This window comes from Mycobacterium toneyamaense, from assembly GCF_055384815.1.
In genome coordinates this window covers 1,269,093-1,292,295 of sequence record NZ_AP040333.1, presented here as the reverse complement: position 1 = coordinate 1,292,295, position 23,203 = coordinate 1,269,093, and the positions used below count along the sequence as shown (strand labels likewise).

The 23,203-nt window shown below is 68.6% G+C and carries 24 protein-coding genes; 10 read left to right on the top strand and 14 right to left on the bottom strand.

The window, feature by feature from the left end; translation table 11 throughout:
• Positions 1-100: 100 nt before the first annotated feature.
• Both ACZ5IQ_RS06365 and ACZ5IQ_RS06360 read left to right on the top strand, forming a co-directional pair.
• A complete protein-coding gene (locus tag ACZ5IQ_RS06365) occupies positions 101-1,498 on the top strand; it encodes a flavin monoamine oxidase family protein (RefSeq protein ID WP_464480983.1) in 1,398 nt (465 codons plus the stop codon).
• Between the two features lie 43 nt (positions 1,499-1,541).
• Positions 1,542-1,820 (top strand): hypothetical protein, encoded by a 279-nt coding sequence (locus tag ACZ5IQ_RS06360; protein ID WP_318986183.1) that lies wholly within the window; start codon positions 1,542-1,544, stop codon positions 1,818-1,820.
• Here the strand turns inward: ACZ5IQ_RS06360 and ACZ5IQ_RS06355 are convergent.
• The 6 genes from ACZ5IQ_RS06355 to ACZ5IQ_RS06330 all read right to left on the bottom strand — a co-directional run bounded on the left by ACZ5IQ_RS06355 (position 1,817) and on the right by ACZ5IQ_RS06330 (position 7,359).
• Entirely contained in the window at positions 1,817-2,413 is a 597-nt protein-coding gene (locus tag ACZ5IQ_RS06355) for a suppressor of fused domain protein (protein WP_318986184.1), read from the bottom strand. The two genes, ACZ5IQ_RS06360 and ACZ5IQ_RS06355, sit on opposite strands and share 4 nt — an antisense overlap.
• Complete coding sequence (locus ACZ5IQ_RS06350; protein WP_406775620.1) at positions 2,410-3,585, bottom strand: ABC transporter ATP-binding protein; 1,176 nt, start codon at positions 3,583-3,585, stop codon at positions 2,410-2,412. The genes ACZ5IQ_RS06355 and ACZ5IQ_RS06350 overlap by 4 nt, the downstream gene beginning before the upstream one ends.
• 3 nt (positions 3,586-3,588) lie before the next feature.
• Complete coding sequence (locus ACZ5IQ_RS06345) at positions 3,589-4,425, bottom strand: carbohydrate ABC transporter permease (protein WP_346416938.1); 837 nt, start codon at positions 4,423-4,425, stop codon at positions 3,589-3,591.
• A 14-nt stretch (positions 4,426-4,439) separates the two neighbouring features.
• On the bottom strand, positions 4,440-5,339 hold the full coding sequence (locus tag ACZ5IQ_RS06340) for a carbohydrate ABC transporter permease (protein ID WP_406801836.1): 900 nt from the start codon (positions 5,337-5,339) through the stop codon (positions 4,440-4,442).
• Positions 5,336-6,745, bottom strand: a complete 1,410-nt coding sequence (locus ACZ5IQ_RS06335) for an ABC transporter substrate-binding protein (protein WP_464481432.1) — start codon at positions 6,743-6,745, stop codon at positions 5,336-5,338. The genes ACZ5IQ_RS06340 and ACZ5IQ_RS06335 overlap by 4 nt, the downstream gene beginning before the upstream one ends.
• A 113-nt stretch (positions 6,746-6,858) precedes the next feature.
• Positions 6,859-7,359 carry a general stress protein gene (locus ACZ5IQ_RS06330; RefSeq protein WP_212812619.1) on the bottom strand — a complete coding sequence of 167 codons (501 nt, stop codon included), beginning with the start codon at positions 7,357-7,359 and terminating at the stop codon, positions 6,859-6,861.
• Between the two features lie 80 nt (positions 7,360-7,439).
• On the opposite strand from ACZ5IQ_RS06330, the gene ACZ5IQ_RS06325 reads away from it, so the two are divergent.
• Positions 7,440-8,099, top strand: a complete 660-nt coding sequence (locus tag ACZ5IQ_RS06325) for a DUF4190 domain-containing protein (RefSeq protein WP_464480982.1) — start codon at positions 7,440-7,442, stop codon at positions 8,097-8,099.
• Positions 8,096-8,326: a DUF4190 domain-containing protein gene (locus ACZ5IQ_RS06320; RefSeq protein ID WP_464480981.1), complete on the top strand. Its 231-nt coding sequence runs from the start codon at positions 8,096-8,098 to the stop codon at positions 8,324-8,326. Before ACZ5IQ_RS06325 ends, ACZ5IQ_RS06320 begins: the two co-directional genes overlap by 4 nt.
• 9 nt (positions 8,327-8,335) lie before the next feature.
• On the opposite strand, the gene ACZ5IQ_RS06315 is transcribed toward ACZ5IQ_RS06320, so the two are convergent.
• The gene (locus ACZ5IQ_RS06315) at positions 8,336-9,301 is read right to left on the bottom strand and encodes an HpcH/HpaI aldolase/citrate lyase family protein (protein ID WP_212812622.1); all 966 of its coding nucleotides are present in this window, start codon (positions 9,299-9,301) and stop codon (positions 8,336-8,338) included.
• A 25-nt stretch (positions 9,302-9,326) separates the two neighbouring features.
• Here ACZ5IQ_RS06315 and ACZ5IQ_RS06310 point away from each other — a divergent pair, with 25 nt between their 5' ends.
• The 5 genes from ACZ5IQ_RS06310 to ACZ5IQ_RS06290 all read left to right on the top strand — a co-directional run bounded on the left by ACZ5IQ_RS06310 (position 9,327) and on the right by ACZ5IQ_RS06290 (position 15,062).
• Entirely contained in the window at positions 9,327-10,640 is a 1,314-nt protein-coding gene (locus tag ACZ5IQ_RS06310) for a magnesium transporter MgtE N-terminal domain-containing protein (protein ID WP_464480980.1), read from the top strand.
• Positions 10,637-11,227, top strand: coding sequence for a DUF1003 domain-containing protein (locus tag ACZ5IQ_RS06305; protein ID WP_464480979.1), 591 nt, complete (start codon positions 10,637-10,639; stop codon positions 11,225-11,227). The genes ACZ5IQ_RS06310 and ACZ5IQ_RS06305 overlap by 4 nt, the downstream gene beginning before the upstream one ends.
• Before the next feature lie 119 nt (positions 11,228-11,346).
• Positions 11,347-12,852: a lytic transglycosylase domain-containing protein gene (locus tag ACZ5IQ_RS06300; RefSeq protein WP_464480978.1), complete on the top strand. Its 1,506-nt coding sequence runs from the start codon at positions 11,347-11,349 to the stop codon at positions 12,850-12,852.
• 43 nt (positions 12,853-12,895) lie between these two features.
• Positions 12,896-14,029 carry an Mrp/NBP35 family ATP-binding protein gene (locus ACZ5IQ_RS06295; RefSeq protein WP_020099368.1) on the top strand — a complete coding sequence of 378 codons (1,134 nt, stop codon included), beginning with the start codon at positions 12,896-12,898 and terminating at the stop codon, positions 14,027-14,029.
• Positions 14,030-14,057: 28 nt separating this feature from the next.
• On the top strand, positions 14,058-15,062 hold the full coding sequence (locus ACZ5IQ_RS06290) for a beta-ketoacyl-ACP synthase III (protein WP_464480977.1): 1,005 nt from the start codon (positions 14,058-14,060) through the stop codon (positions 15,060-15,062).
• A gap of 4 nt (positions 15,063-15,066) precedes the next feature.
• Here the strand turns inward: ACZ5IQ_RS06290 and ACZ5IQ_RS06285 are convergent, their stop codons facing one another.
• From ACZ5IQ_RS06285 to ACZ5IQ_RS06275, 3 genes are all read right to left on the bottom strand, one after another.
• The gene (locus ACZ5IQ_RS06285; RefSeq protein WP_464480976.1) at positions 15,067-15,978 is read right to left on the bottom strand and encodes an acyl-ACP desaturase; all 912 of its coding nucleotides are present in this window, start codon (positions 15,976-15,978) and stop codon (positions 15,067-15,069) included.
• Positions 15,979-16,161: 183 nt separating this feature from the next.
• Complete coding sequence (locus tag ACZ5IQ_RS06280) at positions 16,162-17,853, bottom strand: aldehyde dehydrogenase family protein (protein WP_464480975.1); 1,692 nt, start codon at positions 17,851-17,853, stop codon at positions 16,162-16,164.
• A gap of 41 nt (positions 17,854-17,894) precedes the next feature.
• The gene (locus ACZ5IQ_RS06275) at positions 17,895-18,980 is read right to left on the bottom strand and encodes an oxygenase MpaB family protein (RefSeq protein ID WP_212812628.1); all 1,086 of its coding nucleotides are present in this window, start codon (positions 18,978-18,980) and stop codon (positions 17,895-17,897) included.
• A 139-nt stretch (positions 18,981-19,119) separates the two neighbouring features.
• Here ACZ5IQ_RS06275 and ACZ5IQ_RS06270 point away from each other — a divergent pair, with 139 nt between their 5' ends.
• A complete protein-coding gene (locus tag ACZ5IQ_RS06270) occupies positions 19,120-19,827 on the top strand; it encodes a TetR/AcrR family transcriptional regulator (protein ID WP_212812629.1) in 708 nt (235 codons plus the stop codon).
• A gap of 5 nt (positions 19,828-19,832) precedes the next feature.
• Here ACZ5IQ_RS06270 and tatB read toward each other — a convergent pair whose 3' ends face one another.
• From tatB to sigE, 4 genes are all read right to left on the bottom strand, one after another.
• Positions 19,833-20,255: a Sec-independent protein translocase protein TatB gene (gene tatB / locus ACZ5IQ_RS06265; RefSeq protein ID WP_212812630.1), complete on the bottom strand. Its 423-nt coding sequence runs from the start codon at positions 20,253-20,255 to the stop codon at positions 19,833-19,835.
• The gene (gene htrA / locus ACZ5IQ_RS06260; RefSeq protein WP_346416948.1) at positions 20,255-21,748 is read right to left on the bottom strand and encodes a serine protease HtrA; all 1,494 of its coding nucleotides are present in this window, start codon (positions 21,746-21,748) and stop codon (positions 20,255-20,257) included. The genes tatB and htrA overlap by 1 nt, the downstream gene beginning before the upstream one ends.
• An 84-nt stretch (positions 21,749-21,832) precedes the next feature.
• Entirely contained in the window at positions 21,833-22,240 is a 408-nt protein-coding gene (gene rseA / locus ACZ5IQ_RS06255) for an anti-sigma E factor RseA (RefSeq protein WP_212812631.1), read from the bottom strand.
• 90 nt (positions 22,241-22,330) lie between these two features.
• On the bottom strand, positions 22,331-23,164 hold the full coding sequence (sigE, locus tag ACZ5IQ_RS06250; protein ID WP_212812632.1) for an RNA polymerase sigma factor SigE: 834 nt from the start codon (positions 23,162-23,164) through the stop codon (positions 22,331-22,333).
• Between the last annotated feature and the right edge of the window lie 39 nt (positions 23,165-23,203).

Genomic DNA, 23,203 nt, shown 5'->3' with positions numbered 1-23,203 from the left:
TCGGATCGATTTTTCCTTGACGGCGACGATCGCCGACACCTAAACTCAATATCGAATCGAGTTTTGGTTTTACGAGCGGGCGGCCAGGAGGCAGCGAGAAATGACCAACCCACAGAGTGTCGACCGTGACGTCGACGTGGTCGTCGTAGGCGCCGGGCTGTCCGGCCTCACCGCGGCGTATCGGCTTTCCCAACAAGGACTTTCGGTAGTGGTACTCGAAGCCGGTGATCGGGTGGGCGGCCGGACCGTCAATGTCGACGTCGGCAACGGCGCCGTCACCGATGGTGGCGGTCAATGGATCGGCGCCCTGCACACGCGGATGTACGCGCTGATCGAAGAGCTGGGACTGTCGACCTTCCAGACGTACACCGCGGGAAACACCATCTACCTGCAGCACGGGAAGCGTCGCACCTACACGGGCACCATCCCGCCGCTGGGCCCCCTCGCCCTGCTCGACTTCGCGCAGGCCCAGTTCCGGCTGGAACGAATGGCCAAGCGGGTGCCCGCCAAGACACCGTGGACGGCGAAGAAGGCCGGCGCCTGGGACAGTACGACGCTCGGCCACTGGCTGGACACGAACTGCCTCGTCGACGAGGCACGACACCTGTTCACCACCTGCTTCACCATGATGTATGCCGAAGACCCGCACCGGGTCTCACTGCTCAAGGTGCTGCACCAGATCGCCACCTCGGGCGGAATCAGCTTCATGGTCAACACCCGAGACGGTGCACAGGACTCCCGGGTGGTCGGTGGCATGCAGCTGGTGTCCACGACGCTCGCCGACCGGCTGGATGACCGGGTGCTGCTGGACTCTCCCGTCACCGAGATTCACCAGCTCGACCACGAGGTGCTGGTCCGGTCCGCGCGCGCGGACGTGCGCTGTCGGCGCGTCATCGTGGCCATGACCCCGGCCGACGCGGGCCGGATTCGTGTCACTCCCGAACTGCCGGTGCGTCGCTCGGCCCTACAGCGGACCTGGCACAACGGCACCGAAACCAAGGTGTTCGCGGTCTACGACAAGCCGTTCTGGCGCAAGCAGGGCTTCAACGGATCGGCCCTCACCGACCTGCCGATCGCGCATTTCGTGGTCGACAACTCCCCGGCGGACGGCAGTGTGGGCGTCTTGCTGGTCTTCGTCGGCACGGCAGGCGCAGGTCCGGGCTTCACCTGGACCGACGAGGTACTCAACGATCCCGCGGCGCGCCACGCAGCATTCGTGCGCGACCTGGTCACGCTGTTCGGCCCCGAAGCGGCGAATCCCGTTGAAGTGGTGGAGAAGTCCTGGGTCGACGAGCCGTGGATCAACGGTTGTGTCGGCACGCGCGCACCGGGGGTGCTGACGGGATACACCGACGCCGCGACCGTCCCGGTGGACCGGCTGCACTGGGCCGGCACCGAGACCGCGCCCGAGTTCGAGAGCTACCTCGAAGGAGCGGTACGCGCGGCCGAACGCGCCGTGGCCGAGGTTCGCACCGCGCTGAGTGACACCGTCCTCTAGCAAAACGGACCGCCGGTGACAACCGTTCGGGCATGATCTTCCAATGAAAATTGGGCGCAGCTCCACCGTAGTCGCGTTGGTCGTTGCCAGTGGTGTGCTCACCGGCATCACCGCACCCGCCGCCCACGCCAATGGCGCGGACGCCGTGATCAGAGACCTCGAGGCCGAGGGCTACACCGTCAGGATCAACTGGCTCAACGGCAACAAGCCGGTGCTCCTGCCCCGCTGCACCGTGGTCCGCGTCAACAACCCGTCCTCCGACGAACCGGCCGAGGGTGACGTCGTGTGGGCCGACGTCACCTGTCCGAACAACACGTCCTAGGCCCGAGGTTCGGCGGCCCGGCGTCGCTGATCGAGGACGTCGACGCCGTCCTGCTGCCACGCATCCCGCATGGCGGCGGCGCCTTTGAGCCGCACCCAGGCGGCCTCGGTCGCGGTGATCGGTGTGGCGCTGAGGATCCGCACCGGCTGGTACGGCTCGGGCAGCTCGACGTCACCGATCTCGCTGACGCCCAACAGGAATGCGGTGAACGCCGCCCCCTGCCAGACCGGCTGCTGCAGATCGATCAGCGCATCCGGTTCCAGGATCAGGCCTTCGACGGCCGGTGCCGACGCCAACACCGCGATCGAGCGAGCCAGCGCCGTCGGGGTCGGACCGCGCAGGGACAGCACCGCCTCCGCCCGCGGGCCGCTGATCCCGTCGGCCACCATGTCCATCGGGTCCGTCATGGGGTAGCGCGAACAGCCCAGGGACGCATAGTGATACACGTCCCCGTCGGTCGGCCCGTAACGCAGTACCTCGATGGGGTCGGCACCGAGGAACGTGACGCTGGCGCCCACCGGATCGGCGGTGCTGCCGCGATCGGCGAAATGCGTTGTCAGACGGGCACGAACCGCGCCGAGGACGTCGGTCACTGCGGCAACGACAGGTTGCGGCCCGTGGCCGGGTCGAACAGCGTCAGCTTGGAGGTGTCCAGGGCCAGCTCGATCCGGCTGCCCGCCGTCGCGGGCGACTTGGCCGAAACCCGTGCCACATAGGTGTTTTCGCTCGATCCGGCGTCCGCGGTGTCGTCGGCGAGCTGTTCCAACTGGGCGGCCTGGGCGCCGGCGCCTTCGAGCCGGAAGTGCACGTACTTGTCCGCACCGAGCGATTCCACCAGCTCGGCGTCGACCTCGAAGGTCAGCGACTGGATGCGCGCGTAGGCGTCGATCACCGAGGCGTCGTCGAACTGTTCGGGGCGCACGCCCGCGATCAGGTCGGCCGACGGCCGCTGCCGCTCCAGCGCCGCGCGCGCGTCGTCGCTCAAGGTGACCTCGCCGAAGGGCAGCTGCACGCCGACGTCGGTCCGCGTGGCCGGGAAGAAGTTCATCGACGGGGAGCCGATGAAGCCGGCGACGAACAGGTTCGCCGGCTCGTTGTACAGCTCATCGGGGGTGCCGACCTGTTGTGCGACACCGCCGCTCATCACCACCACCCGGTCCCCCAGCGTCATCGCCTCGGTCTGGTCGTGCGTGACGTAGACGGTGGTGGTGCCGAGGCGGGCCTGCAGTCGGGCGATCTCGGTGCGCATCTGCACCCGCAGCTTGGCGTCCAGGTTGGACAGCGGCTCGTCCATCAGGAAGGCCTTGGGGCTGCGCACGATGGCGCGTCCCATCGCCACGCGCTGACGCTGGCCACCGGAAAGCTGGGCGGGCTTGCGGTCCAGAAGTGCGGTCAGGTCAAGGATTTTCGCGGTCTCCTCGACCTTGGCCGCGATCTCGGCCTTCGGCAGCTTCGCGAGGGTGAGCGGGAACGCGATGTTCTGCCGCACCGTCATGTGCGGGTAGAGCGCGTAGGACTGGAACACCATCGCGATGTCCCGGTCCCGGGGCTCCTTCTCGTTGACCCGCTCGCCACCGATGCGCAGTTCGCCGGAGCTGATGTCCTCGAGCCCGGCAATCATGTTGAGCGTGGTCGACTTTCCGCACCCCGACGGCCCGACGAGGATCAGGAACTCACCGTCGGCGATGGTCAGCGACAGGTCCTGCACCGCGGTCGCCCCGCCGGTGTAACTCTTGGTGACGTGGTCCAAAACTATTTCGGCCATGAACTACCCCTTCACCGCACCGGACGTCAGGCCCGCGACGATCCGTCGTTGGAAGATCAGAACAAAGATGATGATCGGCACCGTGATGACCATCGCCCCGGCGGCGATGGAACCGGTCGGCTCCTCGAATTGCGAACTGCCCGTGAAGTTCGCGATTGCCACGGGCGCGGTGATGGCCCGCTGCGTGGCGGTCAGCGACAACGCCAGCAGCAGGTCGTTCCAGGCGAAGATGAACACCAGGATCGCCGCGGTGACGATGCCGGGCGCCGCCAGCGGCGCGATGACCTTCCGGAAGGCCTGCCCCGGCGTGGCACCGTCCATCTTGGCGGCCTTCTCCAAATCCCAAGGGATTTCCCGGAAGAACGCCGACAGGGTGTAGATCGCCAGCGGCAGCGCGAAGGTGATGTACGGCAGGATCAGGCCCGGCCAGGTGTCGAACAGCCCGACGGTGCGCTCGATGTTGAACAGCGGTGTCACCAGGGAGATCTGGGGGAACATCGAGATCAGCAACGCCAGGCCGACCAGCAGCCGCTTGCCCGGAAAGTCCAGGCGCGCCACGGCGTAGGCGGCCATGCCGCCGATCGTCACCGCGATGGCGGTGGTGATGAGCCCGATACCGATCGAGTTGAACAATGCCGAGCCGAAGGCGCCGCCGGTGAAGATGCCCTTGTAGTTGTCGAAGGTGATCTGACGCGGAATCAGGTTGCCGTCCTTGACCGATGACGTCGGCTTGAGGGACAGCGAAAAGATCCAGAGCACCGGCAGCAGCGCGTAGATGACCACCAGGACGTTGACCACGCCCCAGCCGGCCAGCCGGCCGCCACTTCTCTGCCCGCTCATCGCCCCACCCATTTTCACCGCACCTCGGCCTGCGCACCGGGCGCCGCAGCACCGAAGATCTTGATGTAAATGAAGGCGATGATCGCGACGGTCGCGAAGATCAGCACGCTGATCGCCGAGCCGAGCCCGATGTTGAACGCCTTGAACAGGTTGTCGTAACCCAGGATCGACACCGAACCGGTGTTGTTGGTGCCGCCGGTGAGCACATAGATGTTGTCGAAGATCCGGAACGCGTCCAGCGTGCGGAACAACAGGGCCACCAGGATGGCCGGTTTCATCAGCGGCAGAGTCACTTTGGCGAACCGCTGCCAGCGGCTCGCGCCGTCCATCTCGGCAGCGTCGAGCAGTTCCCGGGGCACCAGCACCAGCCCGGCCAACAGCAGCAGCGACATGAACGGCGTCGTCTTCCACACCTCGGCGAGCACCACGATGGCCAGCGACGGCAACTGTTCGGTCAGCGGCGCGGTGCCCGTAGGCAGCAGGTTCGCGAGGTATCCGGTGCCCGGCGTCCACGCGTAATACCAACTGTAGGAAGCGGCCACGGTTACGATGCCGTACGGAATGAGGATGGCCGTGCGCACGACGGCACTGCCGAACATGGTCCGGTGCATCACCACCGCCAGCGCCATCCCGAGCACGAACTCGATGGCCACCGATACCACCGTGATGCCGAGGGTGACCACGAACGCCGTCCACCAGTAGTGGTCGGTGAGGATCGTCGTGTAGTTGTCCAGCCCCACGAAGCGGGTCTCCGCCGGCGCCGCGAGGTTGTCCCGGTGCAGGCTCAGCCACACCGCATAGGCGACCGGATACGCGGCCACCGCCACCATCACCAGCACGGCGGGGGCGATCAGGAGGTAGGCGAGCCGGCGCTCGGGGTTGGCTGCCGCGTTCGCAACTCCGGTGTCGCTCACGGGATCAGCCCCTTGCCGTCGATCGCCTGTTGCACCTCGGACGCCAGCTTGTCGGCGGTGCGCTCCGGGTCGATCTTGGTGACCGGGGCCAGCGTCGCCGAAATCCGCGTCGACACCGCCTGATACTGCGGCGTGGCCGGCCGGACCGCGGCGTCGGCGAGCTGGCGGCGGATCACCGCGTACTGCGGGTACTTGGCCTGGAACTTGGCATCGTCATACAGCGACGCGCGGACCGCGGGCAGCCCGCCCTCCACCGACGTGAACTGCTGGTTGGTCGCGCTGCGCATGCACCGGATGGCCTCGAAGGCCTCGGCCTTGTGCGTACTGGTCTTGCTCACCGCAAGATTCAGGCCACCGATGGTGACCTTGGCCGGCACCCCGGGCTGCACCGACGGGTAATCCGCGAAGCCGAACACCTTCTTGCTCTCGTCGTAGGCGGTGGCGAACTGCGCATCGTCGGGTGCGAAGGTGCCGACATCGTTGATGGCGCCCTTGAGCTCCGCGTGCTGATCGAGCGGCAGGAACGGCACGCCGCCCTTGACCGCGTTCTCCAGCAGCGACGGCAGCACGAACGGCCAGTTCACCTCGAGCGCGGCCTTGCCCTGCTCGAGAGCGAGCCGCGCCGTCCCCTCGTCGGTCTGGGTGATCGACGGGTCGGCGCCGGGTGCGGTGGCCACCGACTTGATGACCTGCAGGGCCTTGACCGTCGCGGCGCGGTGCTCAGGGGTGTCGGTCAAGGTGACGGTCTTGCCGTCGTCGGACAGCACGCTGCCGCCGGCACTGGTCAGCAGGGTGTTGAACCAGACCACCAGGCCCTCGTACTGCTTGGCCTGCACGGCAATCCAGCTGGGTCCGCCGGCGGCGTGCAGCCGCGTCGCCTGCGCCACCATGTCGTCCCAGGTGGCCGGCGCTTCGGGCATCAGATCGGCCCGGTACCAGAGCATTTGGGTGTTGGTCGTGATGGGCGCGGCGAACAGCCGGCCCTGCCACTGCGCGGTCTTCAGCGGTCCGGGCAAGGTGTCGTCGGCAGCGTCGGCTTCCGCTTTTCCGGCCGGGTCGTCGGAAAGCGGCACGGCCCAGCCGGCCTCGGCGAACTCGGCGGTCCACACGACGTCCAGGCCCATGATGTCGAGGGTCTTGTCGTTGCCGGTCAGCCGGCGCGCCAGTTGCAGCCGCTGATCGTCGGCGCCCTTGGGCAGACTGACCTGCTTGATGCTGAAGCGGCCGCCGAGTTCGGCGTTGCACCGCCTGGCGAGGGCCGAGAACGTCGCCTTCTCATTGGCCGACGTGTAGACGCTGACGACGGTGCCGCCCCCACCGGAACCGCAGGCGGAGACCAACGTGGCGGCCGTGCACGCCGCCGCACCCGCTGCCAGCGCAGCCCGCAGCTTTCCCGCGCGCACCACGGACGCCTCCTGTCTCACGGGAACCTCCCGCGCGCAAACCGTAGAGCGCCGCGGGTGTGCCGTGCAACATATCGCCGCTCAGTGGCGGATATGGCGACCGAGGCCCGAAGGCCCTAGAGCGACAGGCGGCCCAGCAGGTCGCGGCCCTGTTCGGCGCACACCGGATCGCACAGCACGTCGTAGCGGCCCGCGACGAGTTGCATGGTGGAGCTGAAATCCCTTGTGCCGCGGGACATCGCGTACTGCACGCCCGAGGTGATCAAGCCGAAGAAGATGCCGGCGATCAGGCCGGTGAGCAGCGAGCCCCACGCGTTCGTGCCGAAAAGCCCGAGCACCAGGCCGATGAACAGACCCAGCCACGCCCCGGTCAGGATGCCGCCGGCGAGCACCCGCGGCCAGGTGAGCCGCCCGGTGACGCGCTCCACCTGCATCAGGTCGACACCCACGATGGTCACGTGCTGCACCGGAAACTCTTGATCCGACAGGTAATCGACGGCGCGCTGCGCCTCGGCATAGGTCGGGTACGAACCGATGGGCCAGCCCTTGGGCGGGGTCGGCAATCCGGGCTGACCACCCGGGCCCGGGGTCCGGTCAGGCTGCAGCGGATTCGTCATGCCCCTGGTCTCCTGTCACTCGCCGCGGAACGCACTTCGGCTACCACGATGCCATGAACTCGTGCGCTAGGTTGGTCGGCATGACAAGTCCGGGCGGGCAGTCGGGCCAACCCTCCTGGGATCCGTCGAGACCGGCCGGATCCGTGCCGCCGCCGACCGGCACCGATGCCGAAGCGACCAGCGACTACCCGGTGTACGAGTACCCGGCGATCGAAGAGCCGGGGCCCACTTCCGCGCCCTGGCAGCAGGGGCCGCCCGCGCCCGCGCCACAGGTCCCACCGCAGCCACCGACGGGTCCGTTTCCGGTGCCTCCCGGGCCGCCGTCCATGCCTCCCGGCCCGCCGCCGGGCTTCTACGGTGCGCCGCCTGCCGGGCCGTACGGCCCGCCGCCGGGCGCGGCACCGCCGGGATACCTGCCACCGTCCGGCTACCTGCCGCCCCCGCTGTACTCGTCGTATCCGGCGCCGAAGTCGAACGACGGCATGGCCATCGGGTCGCTGGTGTCGTCGCTGGTCGCCTTGCCGCTCTACTTCATCTGCTTCGTATTCGGCCCGGTCGGCTCGGTACTGGGCATCGTGCTGGGCACCGTGGCCTTGGCACAGGCTAAAGGCCGGCCGCGCACCAGCGGCAGAACCATGGCCATCGCGGGCATCGTCATCGGTGCCGTCACGCTCGTCGTCGGCCTGGTCGGCTTCCTGCTGTTGGTCGACTGGGCCTCACGCCAAGAACCGACCTTGTGATCGGCGCCCGCGTGAACCGGCTGGCGGTCGGCTCGATCGTGTGCGCGCTGACCGGCGTGGTGTTCGGCCCCCTGGCGCTCATCGGCGTCGGGCTCGGCGTGGTGGCCTACGAGCGCATCCCCGGCAGCGTCACCCGCGGGAGCCTGCTGGCCCTGACCGGAATCGGGTGCGGCGCGCTGGCGTTCCTGCTCAACCTGTTCCTGGTCGTCCGGGTCCTCGGCGGCTAGCCGGCGCGCTCACGCCGGCGGCGTGAACCGCTCACCGGTGCGCGTCATCCCGGCGGCCCGGCCCTTGCCCGCGATCACCAGCGCCATCTTGCGGCTGGCCTCGTCGATCATCTCGTCGCCCAGCAGCACGGCGCCGCGGGCACCGCCCGCCTGCGAGGTGTGCCATTCGTACGCCTCGAGAATCAGCTCGGCATGGTCGTAGTCGGCCTGCCGCGGACTGAAGATCTCGTTTCCGGCGGCGATCTGGTCGGGGTGCAGCACCCACTTGCCGTCGTACCCCAGCGCCGCGGTCTGCCCCGCGACGCGCGTGAACGCCTCGGTGTCCTTCACCTTGAAATACGGGCCGTCGATTGCGTTGATGCCGTGTGCCCGCGCCGCCACCAGGATCGTCATCAACACGTGGTGATAGGCATCGCCGACGCCGTAACCGACGGGCTGCTCGCCGACGACGAGGGTGCGCATGTTGAGGCTCGCCATCAGATCGCCCGGCCCGAAGATCAGTGCCTGCACCCGCGGCCCGCCGGCGATGGCGTGGGCGTTCACGAGCCCCTTGGCGTCTTCGATCTGCGCCTCGATGCCGATGCCGCCGACCGGCAGCCCGAGCGTGCGCTCCAGTTGGGTCAGCAACAGATCGAGCGCCTGCACGTGCGAGACGTCGCTGACCTTCGGCAGCACGATGATGTCCAGCACGCCGCCGCCGTGCGCCACCGCGGTGACGACCTCGATCACGTCTGCGTACGTCCACGGCGTGGTCCAGTCGTTGACCCGGAGGCCGCGCAGCTGGCCCGCCCAGCCCGGCTCGCACAACGCCTGCGCCACCCGGGTCCGCGCCGCGGCCTTGGCGTCGGCCGCCACCGCGTCCTCGAGGTCGAGGAACACCTGATCGGCAGGCAACGTCTTGGCCTTGGCGATCATCTTGTCGCTACTACCCGGAACGGACAGGCAGGTACGGCGGGGCCGATACAGGTTCTCCACGACCCCACTCTCTACCCTGTGGAGCATGGTGGCGGTCAACAGGGTCTACGTGGCCAGACTCGCTGGACTGGTCGTGCTGGGCCCCGACGGAGAGTCGGTCGGCCGGGTCCGCGACGTGGTCGTGAGCATGGGCATCGTCCGCCAGCAGCCGCGGGTGCTCGGCCTCGTCGTGGAATTGACCACGCGCCGAAGGATTTTCGTCCCGATCCTGCGGGTGACGTCCATCGAGCACAACTCGGTCACCCTCACGGGGGCGACGATCTCGCTGCGCCGGTTCGAGCAGCGCCCCGGCGAGGCCCTGGTCCTCGGGCAGATTCTGGACACCCGCGTCCGCGTCACCGACCCGGAGCTCCAACAGCTCGCCGGCGTCGACGTCGTCGTGGTCGACCTCGCGATCGAGCAGGCCCGGTCGCGTGACTGGCTGGTCACCCGTGTCGCCGTGCGCCACCGCCGCCTGGGCCGGCGCACCACGGTGCACGTTGTCGACTGGAAGAACGTCACGGGGCTGACGCCGTCGGCGCTCGCGCTGCCGGGACAGGGCGTCGCGCAGCTGCTGGAGCAGTTCGAGGGGCAGCGTCCCGTCGAGGTCGCCGATGCCCTGCGCGACCTGCCGGCCAAGCGCCGCCACGAAGTCGTCAAGGCCCTCGACGACGACCGCCTGGCCGACATCCTGCAGGAGCTGTCCGAACCCGAACAGGCCGAGCTGCTCAACCAGCTGGGTACCGAGCGCGCCGCGGACGTGTTGGAGGAGATGGACCCCGACGACGCCGCCGACCTCCTCGGTGAGCTCGACGCCACCCGGGCAGCCGTGCTGCTGGACCGCATGGACCCCGAGGACTCCGAGCCCGTCCGCCGACTGCTGCAGCACTCCCCGGACACCGCGGGTGGTCTGATGACGCCCGAGCCCGTCGTGCTCACGCCGGACACGACCGTCGCCGAGGCGCTGGCCCGCGTGCGCGATCCCGAGCTGACGCCGGCACTGTCGTCGCTGACGTTCGTCACCCGGCCGCCGACCGCGACACCGACCGGTCACTACCTGGGCTGTGTGCACACCCAGCGGTTGCTGCGCGAACCCCCGGCCACCCAACTCGGCGGCATCATCGACAGCGACCTGCCGGTGCTGTCCCCGACCAGCTCGCTGGCCGAGGTCACGCGCTACTTCGCCGCCTACAACCTGGTGTCCGCGCCGGTGGTCGACGACGAGAGCCATCTGCTGGGTGCCGTCACGGTCGACGACCTGCTCGACCATCTGCTGCCGTCGGGCTGGCGGAGCGCAGACGAACCGGGGCCGGATTCGACGCAGGCCATCACTGACAACATCTCGGGAGCGGGCCGGTGAGCGAGCCTTCGGCGCGGCAGCGTCTCGACGTCCCGCGCACGTCCCGCTTCCGGCTCACGCCGCGGGTCGACGTGGAGGCCGTCGGTCAGTTCAGCGAGTCGATCGCGCGGTTCCTGGGCACGGGCAAATACCTGCTCATCCAGACGGTGATCGTCGTCATCTGGATCGCGTTCAATCTCATCGCGGTCAGCCTGCAGTTCGACCCGTATCCGTTCATTCTGCTGAACCTGGCGTTCTCGACCCAGGCCGCGTATGCCGCGCCACTGATCCTGCTGGCGCAGAACCGCCAGGAGAACCGGGACCGCGTGGCGCTCGAAGAGGACCGCAGGCGCGCGGCCCAGACCAAGGCCGACACCGAATTCCTGGCCCGCGAACTGGCCGCGCTGCGGCTGGCCGTGGGCGAGGTGGCGACGCGCGACTACCTCCGCCGCGAACTCGACGAGCTTCGGACGTTGATTGCTCAGCAGAACGGCAAGAGCGGATCCGGCAAACGCAAGACCGGGAAATCACGGCCGCCCGTCGAAGAGGACGACGCTTTCGGCGGCCCCGCGGCCGAGTCCGCCGACTCCGCCACCGCGGCCGAATGAGAGATTCCACTCTGCGGAATCAATAGGCCGACAACCGACCGCGGAGTAGGTATGGTGACTTGGGTCACAACACAGGTCACCGGGGTCACTCCGGTATTCCACTTTCATAGGATGGCTCAGTGCACATCGGGGGCGACACCGCTGATTCCGCGGACAACGCTGCGCCTACTACTGAATTCGACGCACTTCCCGGCGATTCCGAGCCGGCTGACGACGCCATCGAGGATTACGACGCCGCGGTTGGTGATGACAACGACGCCGTCGCCGAAGCCGGGCCCGGCCGGCGCCGGCAGATCGCCAGGGCGCTGCGCCGGCCGTTGGCCGGTGTCGCGGTCGTCGCGCCGCTCGTCCTGATGCTTGCCGTCGGCGGTTCGGCGCCGACTCGGCAAACAACCGCGCACACCAGCGCCACCACGGGCGTCACGCCGCTGGCCGCCGTCACACCCACCACGCCCGGCCCCCGCAATCGGGCCGGGATGACGGTCGTCGCGTCCGATCAGATGCCCCGCGCGCTGCACATGGACCCGACCACTGCCCTGTCGCCGCCGCCGGCGTCGCTCGTGATGGCCCCCGGCGGGCTGCGCATCCCGCCGATCGTCCTCAACGCCTACCGCACCGCCGAGAAGATCATGGCGACCAGCGCACCGGGCTGCGGTATCAGCTGGAACCTGCTGGCCGGTATCGGCCGCATCGAGTCGGGCCACGCCAACAGCGGCGCCACCGACGCGCGGGGTACCGCGCTCACCCCGATCCTGGGTCCCGTCCTCGACGGCACGCTGGCCGGCAACGAGGTCATCGTGCAGAGCATCTCGGCCGGACGCGTGACCTATGCCCGGGCACTGGGGCCCATGCAGTTCCTGCCCGGCACATGGGCCCGGTACGCCGCGGACGCCGTCGGCGACGGCAAGCCCGACGTGCAGAACGTCTACGACGCCTCCCTGGCCGCGGCCCGCTACCTGTGCAGCGGCGGGCTGAACCTGCGTGATCCGTCCCAGGTGCTGACCGCGATCCTGCGCTACAACAACTCGATGCCCTACGCCCAGAACGTGCTCGGCTGGGCCAAGGCCTACGTCACCGGCATCGCGCCGGTCGACCTGCCGCCGATCGTCGGCCCGCCGCCCGCCATCGGCGACCAGCACCTGGACAACCCCGAGGGACTCGGGCCGGGGCTGCCGATCAACGCGATGGGACTGCCGTCCGACGACCCGCTGGCGATGACGCCCGCGCTGCAGATGGGCCGCATGGGTCCGCTGCCCGGGCCGGCCGAACCGAAACAGAACTGCGCGGTCTTCTGCCTGCAGGGCGGCCCGGCGCCGAGCGCCGTGCCCATCCCCGCCCCGGATGCACCGGCGCTGGATGCACCGGCGCCGAACCCGTTCGGGCTGCCGCCGTTCCAGTTGCCGCCGGCCCCGCTCGCGCCCGCGCCCGCGCCCGTCGCGCCGCTGCCTCCGGGTCCCATCCCGATCACCGCGGTCGGCGTCGGCACCCCGGCCGCCGGTCCGGTCGGCGCCGCACCGGGACCCGCGCCCGGCCCGGCAGTGGTCCCGGCAGCGCCGGCTCCCGCCGGCCCGTTGCCCGCGGAAGCCATGGGTCTGCCGCCGCCCGCCTTCCCGGGCCTACCCTGACCAGCTGCCGGTGCGCTGACCGGCAGTTATAAACTCGCGGGTAATGTCTGCTGAGCTGAAAGCCGCTGTGCGCGCCGCACTGGGCAAAGTCATCGATCCTGAACTGCGCCGTCCGATCACCGAGGTCGGGATGGTCAAGGACGTGACGGTCGAGTCCGACGGCGCGGTGCACGTCGAGATCTACCTGACCACGTCGGCCTGCCCGAAGAAGACCGAGATCAGCGATCGGGTCACCGCGGCCGTCACCGACGTGCCGGGCACCGGGGCCGTCAAGGTGACCCTCGATGTGATGAACGACGAGCAGCGCGCCGAACTGCGCAAGCTGCTGCGCGGTGACGACAAAGAGCCGGTCATCCCGTTCGCCCAGCCCGGCTCGTTGACCCGGGTGTACGCGGTGGCGTCGGGCAAGGGTGGCGTCGGCAAGTCCAGCGTGACGGTGAACCTGGCCGCCGCGCTGGCCGCCAAGGGCCTGTCGGTCGGCCTCCTCGACGCCGACATCTACGGCCACTCGGTGCCCCGGATGATGGGTGTGCAGGACCGTCCCACCCAGGTGGATTCGATGATCCTGCCGCCGGTTTCGCACGATGTGAAGGTCATCTCCATCGCGATGTTCACCCAGGGCAACACTCCGGTGGTGTGGCGCGGGCCGATGCTGCACCGCGCGCTGCAGCAGTTCCTGGCCGACGTGTACTGGGGTGACCTCGACGTCCTGCTGCTCGACCTGCCGCCCGGCACGGGCGACATCGCCATCTCGGTGGCGCAGTTGATCCCCGGCGCCGAGATCCTCGTCGTCACCACACCGCAGATGGCCGCCGCCGAGGTCGCCGAGCGCGCCGGCGCCATCGCGGTCCAGACCCGTCAGCGCATCGTCGGCGTGGTCGAGAACATGTCCGGACTGACCCTGCCCGACGGCACCACGATGCAGCTGTTCGGCGAGGGCGGCGGCGCACAGGTCGCCGAAAGCCTCACGCGCACAGTCGGTGCCGAGGTTCCGCTGCTGGGCCAGGTCCCCCTGGACCCGCAGCTCGTGAGCGCCGGCGACACCGGTGTGCCCCTGGTGCTGTCCGGACCGGACACCGCCGCCGGCGCCGCGTTGCGCGGTATCGCCGACAAACTGTCCAGCCGCAAGCGCGGACTGGCCGGGATGTCGCTCGGGCTCGACCCGGCTGGGCGCTGAGCCTCCCCCGTCCGACAGGAATCCACAAGTGACACATATCCATACGCGCAGCGGCGCACAGAACGTCGGCCTGCTGAGCGTGGCGGCCTACCGCCCCGGCCGCGTCGTCACCAACGACGAAATCTGCGAGACCATCGATTCGTCGGACGAGTGGATCTACTCCCGGACGGGCATCAAGAACCGCCGGTTCGCCGGACGCGACGAGTCCGCGGTCACGATGGCCTGCGAGGCCGGACGGCGCGCCTGTGCCGCGGCGGAGCTGTCCGGTTCGGACATCGACGCCGTCATCGTGGCCACCAGCACCAACTTCCGCAACACCCCGCCATGCGGGCCCCAGGTCGCCACCGAGATTGGCGCGCAGGGCATTCCGGCCTTCGACATCGCCGCGGGCTGCGCCGGATTCGGCTACTCGCTGGGGGTGGCCGCCGACATGATCCGGGCCGGTAGCGCGGGCCGCATCCTGGTGGTGGGCTCGGAGAAGCTGTCCGATGCCATCGATATGACCGACCGCAGCAACGCCTTCATCTTCGCCGACGGCGCCGCCGCGGTGGTCGTCGGACCGACCGAGGAGCAGGGCATCGGGCCCACCGTCGCCGGCAGCGACGGCGAGCAGTCCAGCGCCATCGTGCAGGACCTCAGCTGGATCGACTACACCGAGAACCCTTCCGGCCCAAGGCCTTTCCTGCGCATGGAGGGCCAGACCGTCTTCCGCTGGGCGGCCTTCCAGATGGTCGACGTCGGCAAGCGCGCCATCGCGGCCGCGGGCCTGACGGTCGACGACATCGACGTGTTCATCCCCCATCAGGCCAACGGCCGGATCAACGAGCTGCTCACCAAGGGGCTCGGACTCAGTCCGGAAACCGTTGTCGCCCAAGATATCCAGGATGCCGGCAACACCTCGGCCGCCTCGATTCCGCTCGCGATGTACACCCTGCTGGACACCCGCGAGGCCAAGCCCGGCAGCGTGGCGCTGCTCCTGGGCTACGGCGCCGGCCTGGCCTACGCCGCCCAGGTGATCCGGCTCCCCGGATAGCCGCTCAGCCGGCCACGGCGGCCAGCTTGCGCTTCTCCTCGTAGAACCGCGCGCGCTCGTCGAGCATCCCGAGGAACCCGATCAGCTCCTCGCGAGCCCGTTCACCGACCGCACCGAAATCGTTGCGCTCGAAGATGTTCCAGAAACGCAGCACCGGCACCAGCACGTCGTCGTGGTGGATGCGCAGGTCGTAGATGCCGGCCTTGGCGATGGTGAGCGCGTTCTTCGCGAAGTCGGCCATCCCCACCCCCGGCATGGCGAAGTTGATGACCTCGTCGCGAATGGCGACCATCGCGTCGTCCGGTGCGATGTCGAGCGCTGCGGCCATCAGGTTGCGGTAGAAGACCATGTGCAGGTTCTCGTCGGCCGCGATCCGGGCCAGGAGCTGGTCCGCCAGCGGGCAGCCCGACGCCCGGCCGGTGTTGCGGTGCGAGACGCGCGTGGCCAGTTCCTGGAATGACACATAGGCCAGCACCGACAGCGCGCTGCGGTCCCCCGCGTCATAGCCGGCGACGGTGTGCTCCATGCGAAGCCGTTCCAGCGCAACGGGATCGACGCCGCGGGTGACCACCAGGTAGTCCCGCAGCGCGATGCTGTGGCGGCCCTCCTCGGCCGTCCACTGCCCGATCCAGGTGCCCCACGCCCCGTCCCGGGAGAAACGGGTGGCGATCTCGCGGTGGTACGACGGCAGGTTGTCCTCGGTCAGCAGGTTGACGGTCAGGGCCGTCTTGGCGACCGGGTCGAGCGGCGAGTCCTCCGGCTGCCAGTCCTCGCCGCCGAGGAACGCGAAGTCCCGCCCGCGGCTCCACGGGACATAGTCGTGCGGGAACCATTCCCGCGACATCTCGAGGTGCCGGTCGAGGTTCTGCGCGACGACGGGCTCCAGTTCGTACAGCACGGCGGCCTGGGTATCCATGGGTCATTCCCTTCATCGGTGGTCGGCGTCAGGTCCACACCCTCTCGAACCTACGGTACCGTAACCTACGGTAGCGTAGGTTAGCTTTCGATGACCAGACGGTGACGCCCACTTCATGCAAAAAGCCCGGCCTGTGGAGTGACCACAGACCGGACTTTTGCCCGGGTAAACCCCGGGAACCCGTCAGCCCCGCAGTGCCGACACGAAGATCGCGGGCAGTTTGGCCCAGCTCGGCTTGCCGGCGAACGCGGTGAGGAGCCGGCCGGTCGACGCGGCCGTACGGTTGTTGACGAACCACGGCGGCTTCGGCGAGATCGACAGCTCGCCGCCGATCAGCGAGCGCGGCGACGGGCGGAACGGCCCCCGCACCACGGTGCGCTCCGGCTTCTCGATCAGGAAACCGTTGTGCACCACACCGATTCCGCTCTGCACGTCATTGAGCGTGTGCCCGGGGAAGGCGCCCCAGGTGGCGTGCGGCGTCAGGTAACCGACGCCGGTCCAGGCGTTCACCGCGATGGTGCCGTAGTGCAGCGCCTCGATCATGGCGTCGAAGGCCTTGCCCAGCGCCTTGATGGTGGCGGGCGCCGCGACGATGTTGACGCCCAGCGTGCCGACGAAGTCCTCGTTGGCCAGGCGGGTGGCCTCGCGGAGGAACTCGACGCCGTCGCTGTCGAGGTCGACGACGCCGTACACCGGCGAGAAGTACTCGGTGCCCAGCAGCGCGGTGCGGTCCTCGGGGTCCACCACCAGCACGCGGTCACCGAGGCGCTGGGCTTTCGGGTAGGCGGCCTCGGCACTGGCGACGCGCGCATCGGAGCCCGGGTAGTAGGCGGCGCGGTTGGGCGCGGCGGCGATGGCCTTGGTCAGGGCCGCGACGAACTCGTCGCGCTGCGCCCACTTCGAGGACAGCACCACGACCTGCGACGCCACGCAGTTGTAGCCGTTGTTGTGCAGCCGCTGGGTGGCGATGTGGTTGGCCTGGAACGCGATATCGGCCTTGCTCCACTTGCCGGGCACCACGATGGTCGGCGACACCCCGCCGAGCTCGCTGGTGATGTCCTTGTGGAGGATCGGCTCGCCCGCGGCCTTGCGCCGGGCACCCTCTTCGCCGACGCCGAAGACAATGGCGTCGTGCGTCAGGGCACTGCCCGTCATGTGCACGTGGTCGACCGCGTCGTGCTGCACCAGGTAGGTGCCGACGTCCGCGCCACCGGTGAGAATCCGCACCGCGCCGAGCTCGATGAACGGTGCCAGCACCTTGGTCAGCACCGGCAGGATCGGATCGGTGACCGGGTTGAGCTTGAGCGCCACCACGCGGTTGTTGGCGATCAGCTCGTAGACGGTGTCGAGCGGGGCGATCGACGTGATGTTGCCGGCGCCGAGCACGACGCCGATTCCGTTGGTCTTACCGGGATCCCGCTGCGCCAGACCGGCGGTCCGTAGCGCCTCGTCGCGGCTGACACCCGGCTGCAGCCACACCTCGGCACTGAACCCGGACAGCAGGAGCTTGTCGAAGACGTTGAGCGGCAACACATTCACGGTTGTCCGGCCCGCTGCGGTGCCGAAGGTGGCCCCGTCCAGCGGGCTCTTGCCGGCCTCCAACTTGGCCAGGCTCGCGGACAGCGCGGCGGCCCCGGCCGCCAGCGGGTACGGGCCGGAAATCCATTCCTCACCGACCAGCGGCGACTCCGGATTCAGTTGCTTGATCCGGATCGCGGCCTCGACCCACTCGGCGCCGTGCTGCACCGCCAACTGATGCACGTCGTCGAGAATCTCCCGCCGGCGCGCCAGAGGCGTTGCCGCCCAAGCCTTCTCGCCTTCAGCGAGCTCATTCAGCGCCTGATCCACCAGGGCCGTGTACGCGATGTCCGTCATGTGCTGAATTCTCCCGGTGGTGCGGTCGGTATGGGCCGGAATCAGCCGGCGTGTGCTTCGAATTCCAGCAGCGCGTCGCTGTGGTTGTGCTCGTACGGCTTGGGGCCCTGCCCGAGTGCCCGCTTGGCCAGCAGCGCCTGATACTGCTCGAACGGCGTGGTCCGGCCCCACTTCGCGCGGGCCTCGGCCGGCGTGTAGGTGACGGGGTTCTGGGCCGGGATCTTCATCAGCGTCGGGCCGACGATCGGCGTGGTGTGCGGGGTGGTGAAGTCCAGGATCGCCAGCTCCAGGCGCGGGATGCCCGCGACCGCCCGCAGCAGTGGCCGCGCGATGAGCTTGGCGATGACGTCGTCGGAGTAGTTCTGCGGGATGCCGCCGAGGGTGCGCATCCACTTCGGCATGGTCGCGATGATGGCCCGGCGCATCGGCCAGTTGAACACGCGGCGCATCCAGCTCGGCACCCGCTCGGGCAGGATGTGATAGCCCAGGTCGACGAGGTAGTTCATCATGTTCTGGGCCACCTCGGAGCCGGCCATCTGCGGCCGGTACTGCTCGAAGTACTGCTGGATGCCCTCGCGCGTGCGCGGCACGTCGTCGGGGTTGATGGTCTGGAATTCCGCGGCCCGCGCGCACTCTTCCCAGTACTGCAGTTCCTCGGCCTCGGTCAGCTTGCCCGGCCCGAACATCTCATAGGTGTAGAGGATCGAGTGCCACGCGGTCAGGTGGATCCACAGCTGCGAGTACGGGTCGTTGGCGTCGAACGGCTTGCCGGTGATCGGCTCGGTGCCGATGGCCTTGCCGTGAATCTTGACCAGAATCTCCGAGGCGTCCAGCACCGCCTCGGCGTCACCGAACGCCACCAGGGCGAAGTACTGCATGGTGCGGTCGTAGCGCAGCCGGGTGCGGGCGTACACCTGACCACTGGCATCGACGGCCGCGGCGAGGTACGGGTCGAGGTGCTCGATGGTCACGGCGCGGGCGAAGCCCAGCAGCAACGAGGTCGGGTAGCTCCACACCCGCCAGGTGACCGAGTCGGGCCCGAAGAATCCGTAGTCGACCGCGGGCGTCAGTTTCGTGTCCGCAACCGGCAGACCGGCGACCCGGCGAAAAGTGGCGACAGCATCCATCGTCGTTCCCCTTTGAACATGAAGGCGCCCACGGCGCGGTTTCGTAGATGGTACGGCACGTACCACTAGATAGCCAGAGTCCCACTGATTGGCTGCATCAGGTAACTCCCGGGCAGGTACATGAGGTAAACAAGGAGCCATGGCGGATGCCACCACGGGTCGCTGGGCCGGCCAACGCGAGCGCAGGCGCGCTGAGTTCATCGACGCTGCCCTCGTCGTGATCGAGCAACACGGGCCCCAGACCTCGACCGAGCAGATCGCCGCGCACGTGGGCGTCAGCCGGACCAAGCTCTATCGGCACTTCGTCGACGCCGCGGACCTGCAACGCGAGGTCGCGCACCGGACCAGCGAGATGATCACCGCCGAACTCGCGCCGGTGTGGCGGCCCGAGGGCAGCATGGCGCAGATCGTCAGAGCCGGCGTGAGCGCGCACGTCCACTTCCTGACCCAACACCCGAACCTGTACCGGTACCTGCAGCGATGCTCCATCGACGAGGGCTTCAACGCGTTCGCCGACATCAAGATCACCATCGCCAACCTGCTGACCGCGGTCCTCAAGGTGTACGTGGCCGCCTTCGATGTGAAGGCCGATGCCGAGCGGTTGTCGTACGGCATCGTCGGCCTCGTCGAGACCGCCGCGGGGCACTGGCTCGAACAACCGCTGCGCGACACCCAGGACGCGCTGGTCGACGACCTGACCCGCTGGATCTGGTTGATGCTCGACGACTCACTGCGCGCGGGCGGCGTCTACGTCGCCGCGGACGAAATCCTGCCGCCGGCAGCAGAGATCGCCGAGAACGCCGATCGCTACCGCGACCCGGCGCGCCTGCAGGCCCTGAATCTCTAGCGGCGTCAGGTCGCGTCGGGGTCGAACTGCGGCGTCTGCGACTGCGGGGCCGCCCCCGGAGCGCCCGGTGTGGGCGGGATGCCGTTGACCTCGGGCGTGGTCAGCGGCTTGGTCTGGTCCGGCGGCGCGGGAGTGTCGAAGGCGCCGGTGAGGAACGAGTCGTCACCGTCGAGCAGGTGCTTGGTCAGCGCCGCGCGCGGTGTCATACCGCGCAGTTTCTGCAGCTCACTGAGGGGCTGACGCAGATCCTCGAACTCCGGCCCGAGATCCTGACGCAGCTGACTGGTCGCACCGCTGAGGTACTCGCGCACCTGCTTGAGGCTGCCGGCCGTCCACCGGATGGCGCCGGGCAACCGCTCCGGGCCCAGGATCACGAGGCCCGCGATGACCAGCACGAGCATCTCGCCCCATCCGATGTTGCCGAACATCAGCTGGCCGGGGTGTCTGCGTTGGGAACGACGGTGAGCGTCACGTGCCGGCCGTCGCGGATCACCTCGATGGGCGCCGGCTGGCCGATCTGCAGCTGACGCACCGCGACCACGAACTCGTCGGCGTCGGCGACCTTGCGGTTACCGACCTTGACCACGACGTCGTTCTCGAGGATGCCGCCCTTCTCCGCGGGGCTGCCGGCGACGACGTTCACGACCTGGGCACCCGAGGCGACCTTGTCGCTGGCCGACTTGGCGTTGAGGCCCAGCGTCGGGTGGAAGATCTTGCCGTCCTTGATCAGGACCTCGACGGTGGCCTTGACCTCGTTCACGGGGATGGCGAACCCGAGACCACTTGCGCTGTCGGACAACGACTTTCCGGCCGTGTTGATCCCGATGACCTCGGAGTTCATGTTGATCAGCGGGCCACCCGAGTTGCCGTGGTTGATCGAGGCGTCGGTCTGGATGCCATCGATGACGGTGTCGGTGTCGGAGCCTTCACCGGACAGCGGCACCGGACGGTGCAGTGCGCTGATGATGCCGTGCGTGACGGTGCTGCGCAGACCCAGCGGGGCGCCGGCCGCGATGACCTCGTCGCCGACCTTGACCTTCTCGGCGTCACCGAACTTCGCCACGGTCAGGTTGTCGACGTTGTCGACCTTCAGCACCGCGAGGTCGGTCTTGGGATCCCGGCCGACGAGGTTCGCCGGCACCTGCTTGCCGTCGTTGAACACCACGGAGATGTGGTACTGGCTGGGGTTCTTGGCCGCGTCGGAGATGACGTGGTTGTTGGTGACGACGTAGCCGCGGCCGTCGACCACGACACCGGAACCCTGCGATCCGTCGGTGTCGCCCATCGCCTCGATGGTGACCACCGAATCCGCCACGGCGGCAGCGACTTTCGCGAACCGCCCCTCGGGCAGGTCGCCGCCGTCACTGGTCTTCAAGGTGACCTTGGACGTGGTGAAGGCCTCGACCACCTCGGCGGTCTTGCGCCCGACGACACCGCCGAGCACGCCGATGACCAACGCCAGCAGGGCCAGCACCGCGAGCGCCGTCATCGAGACCTTGCGGCCGAACAGCACGTCACGCACACCGAGCTTGCCGACAGGAGCGGCGACCACCACCGGCGGCGGCGGGGGCAGTGCCGGGGTGCCGAGCGACGGCGCGGCCGACGGATCCCGCCACGGGTCGGCAACAGCGTCGTCGTCGTCCTGGGCCTCGGCCTCCAGCGCGCCGGCGTCGGCGGGGTGGCGCTGCAGGGAATCGACGCCACCGGCGGGCCGGCCGAAGGCTTCGGCGAGCACGGGATCGGGCGCCTGGTTGGTCGGGGTGTACTCGCCCTGGTTACGAATCTGATCCTCGGCGAGGAAGGAACCGGTGAAGCCCTCTGGCCGGCCGAACGCGCGCTGCGACGCCGGGTCCACCGGGGTACGCGTCACCGGACGCGGAGCCAGACGGGGGCGATCTCCGGACATGTCCTGATTCGTCACCGGTTTTCCACTCCCCATCTGCTGGCTCTATCCGCACGACCCGCATTGACGGGCGTCTCGGTCACTCAAAATTCAGGGTCAACCCTACCGGCGCCGACGACGTTCCCGCGGCGGCCGATCGGCAAAGTCCTGGTCATCGATTCCGGATGTCTGGATTTCCGCGAACTGCATCGATGTGTCGTTGGGGATGTTCGCCAACGCACCCAGCAACGCAGTGGGCGCGATGATCGGGCACGAATCGCGCAATGCGCTCCGGGCTTGCCCCTGGGCATCGACCTCGGCGGCGCAATCCGGGCACTGAGACAGGTGATGGGCGGCGCGCAGATGCGCACCCATCTGCAGCTCACCATCGACGAATGCGGCGATGGCCTCGATCGACAGGTGCTCCGTCGACCCGAAGCGGCGTGGGCCGACGGGTCCGTCAGTCTGGGAGGCGAACTGCGCGGGTAGCCAGGAGAACGCACGACGGAACAACTGTCCCCGGTCGACCATCACCGAGCTCCTCTCCGCGCCACGCCTTCGTCCGTGTTGCCGTTACTACTGAATGTAGCGCGACAACCTGGGACGGATACGTCACAACGCTCAGGCGGACTTGGCGGAGATGGCCGCGGCCGCCTCGGAGTAGTCACCCGGATGACTGGCGAGGTACTCGCGCAGCGCCTGCCGGCCCCGGTGGATACGGCTGCGCACGGTGCCGAGCTTGACGTCGAGCGTCGCGCCGATCTCCTCGTACGACAGACCCTCGATGTCACACAGCACCACGGCGGCGCGGAACTCCGGCGGCAGCGAGTCGAGCGCGGCCTGAAGGTCCGGTCCCAGCCGCGAGTCGTGGTACAGCTCCTCGGGGTTCGGGTCATCGGCGGGCACGCGGTCGTAGTCCTCGGGCAGCGCCTCCATACGGATGCGGGTGCGGCGGCGGACCATGTCCAGGAACAGGTTGGTCGTGATGCGGTGCAGCCAGCCTTCGAAGGTGCCGGGCTGGTAGTTCTGCACCGAGCGGAACACCCGGATGAACGTCTCCTGAGTGAGGTCCTCGGCGTCCTGCGGGTTACCCGACAGGCGGTAGGCCAGCCGGTACACCCGGTCGGCGTGCTGGCGGACCAGCTCGTCCCAGGACGGCATGGTGGCCACATCACCGGTGGCATCGAAGACGGCGGTGCCCGTCAATTCGTCGCTGACTTCAGCCCAATCCACTTCGGCTTCGGCGACCGGGACATGGGACATGTGGGTCGGGGCGAGCTTTGTGGGGGCCGGCATGGCGGTCGTGGCAATCTCCAGTTCCGTAGTTTCCGCGTCGTTGGCACATGACGCATCAGCAGAAACCGGTACCTGGAGTCCGATATTCCCGATCCCGCGGATGTCCGGCGACTGCCGGACTCCGGAATCGGCTTGCAGATCGTTCACACTCGCGTGCATGGCGATTACGGTTCCCCACCCTGGTGAGGTTGATGTATG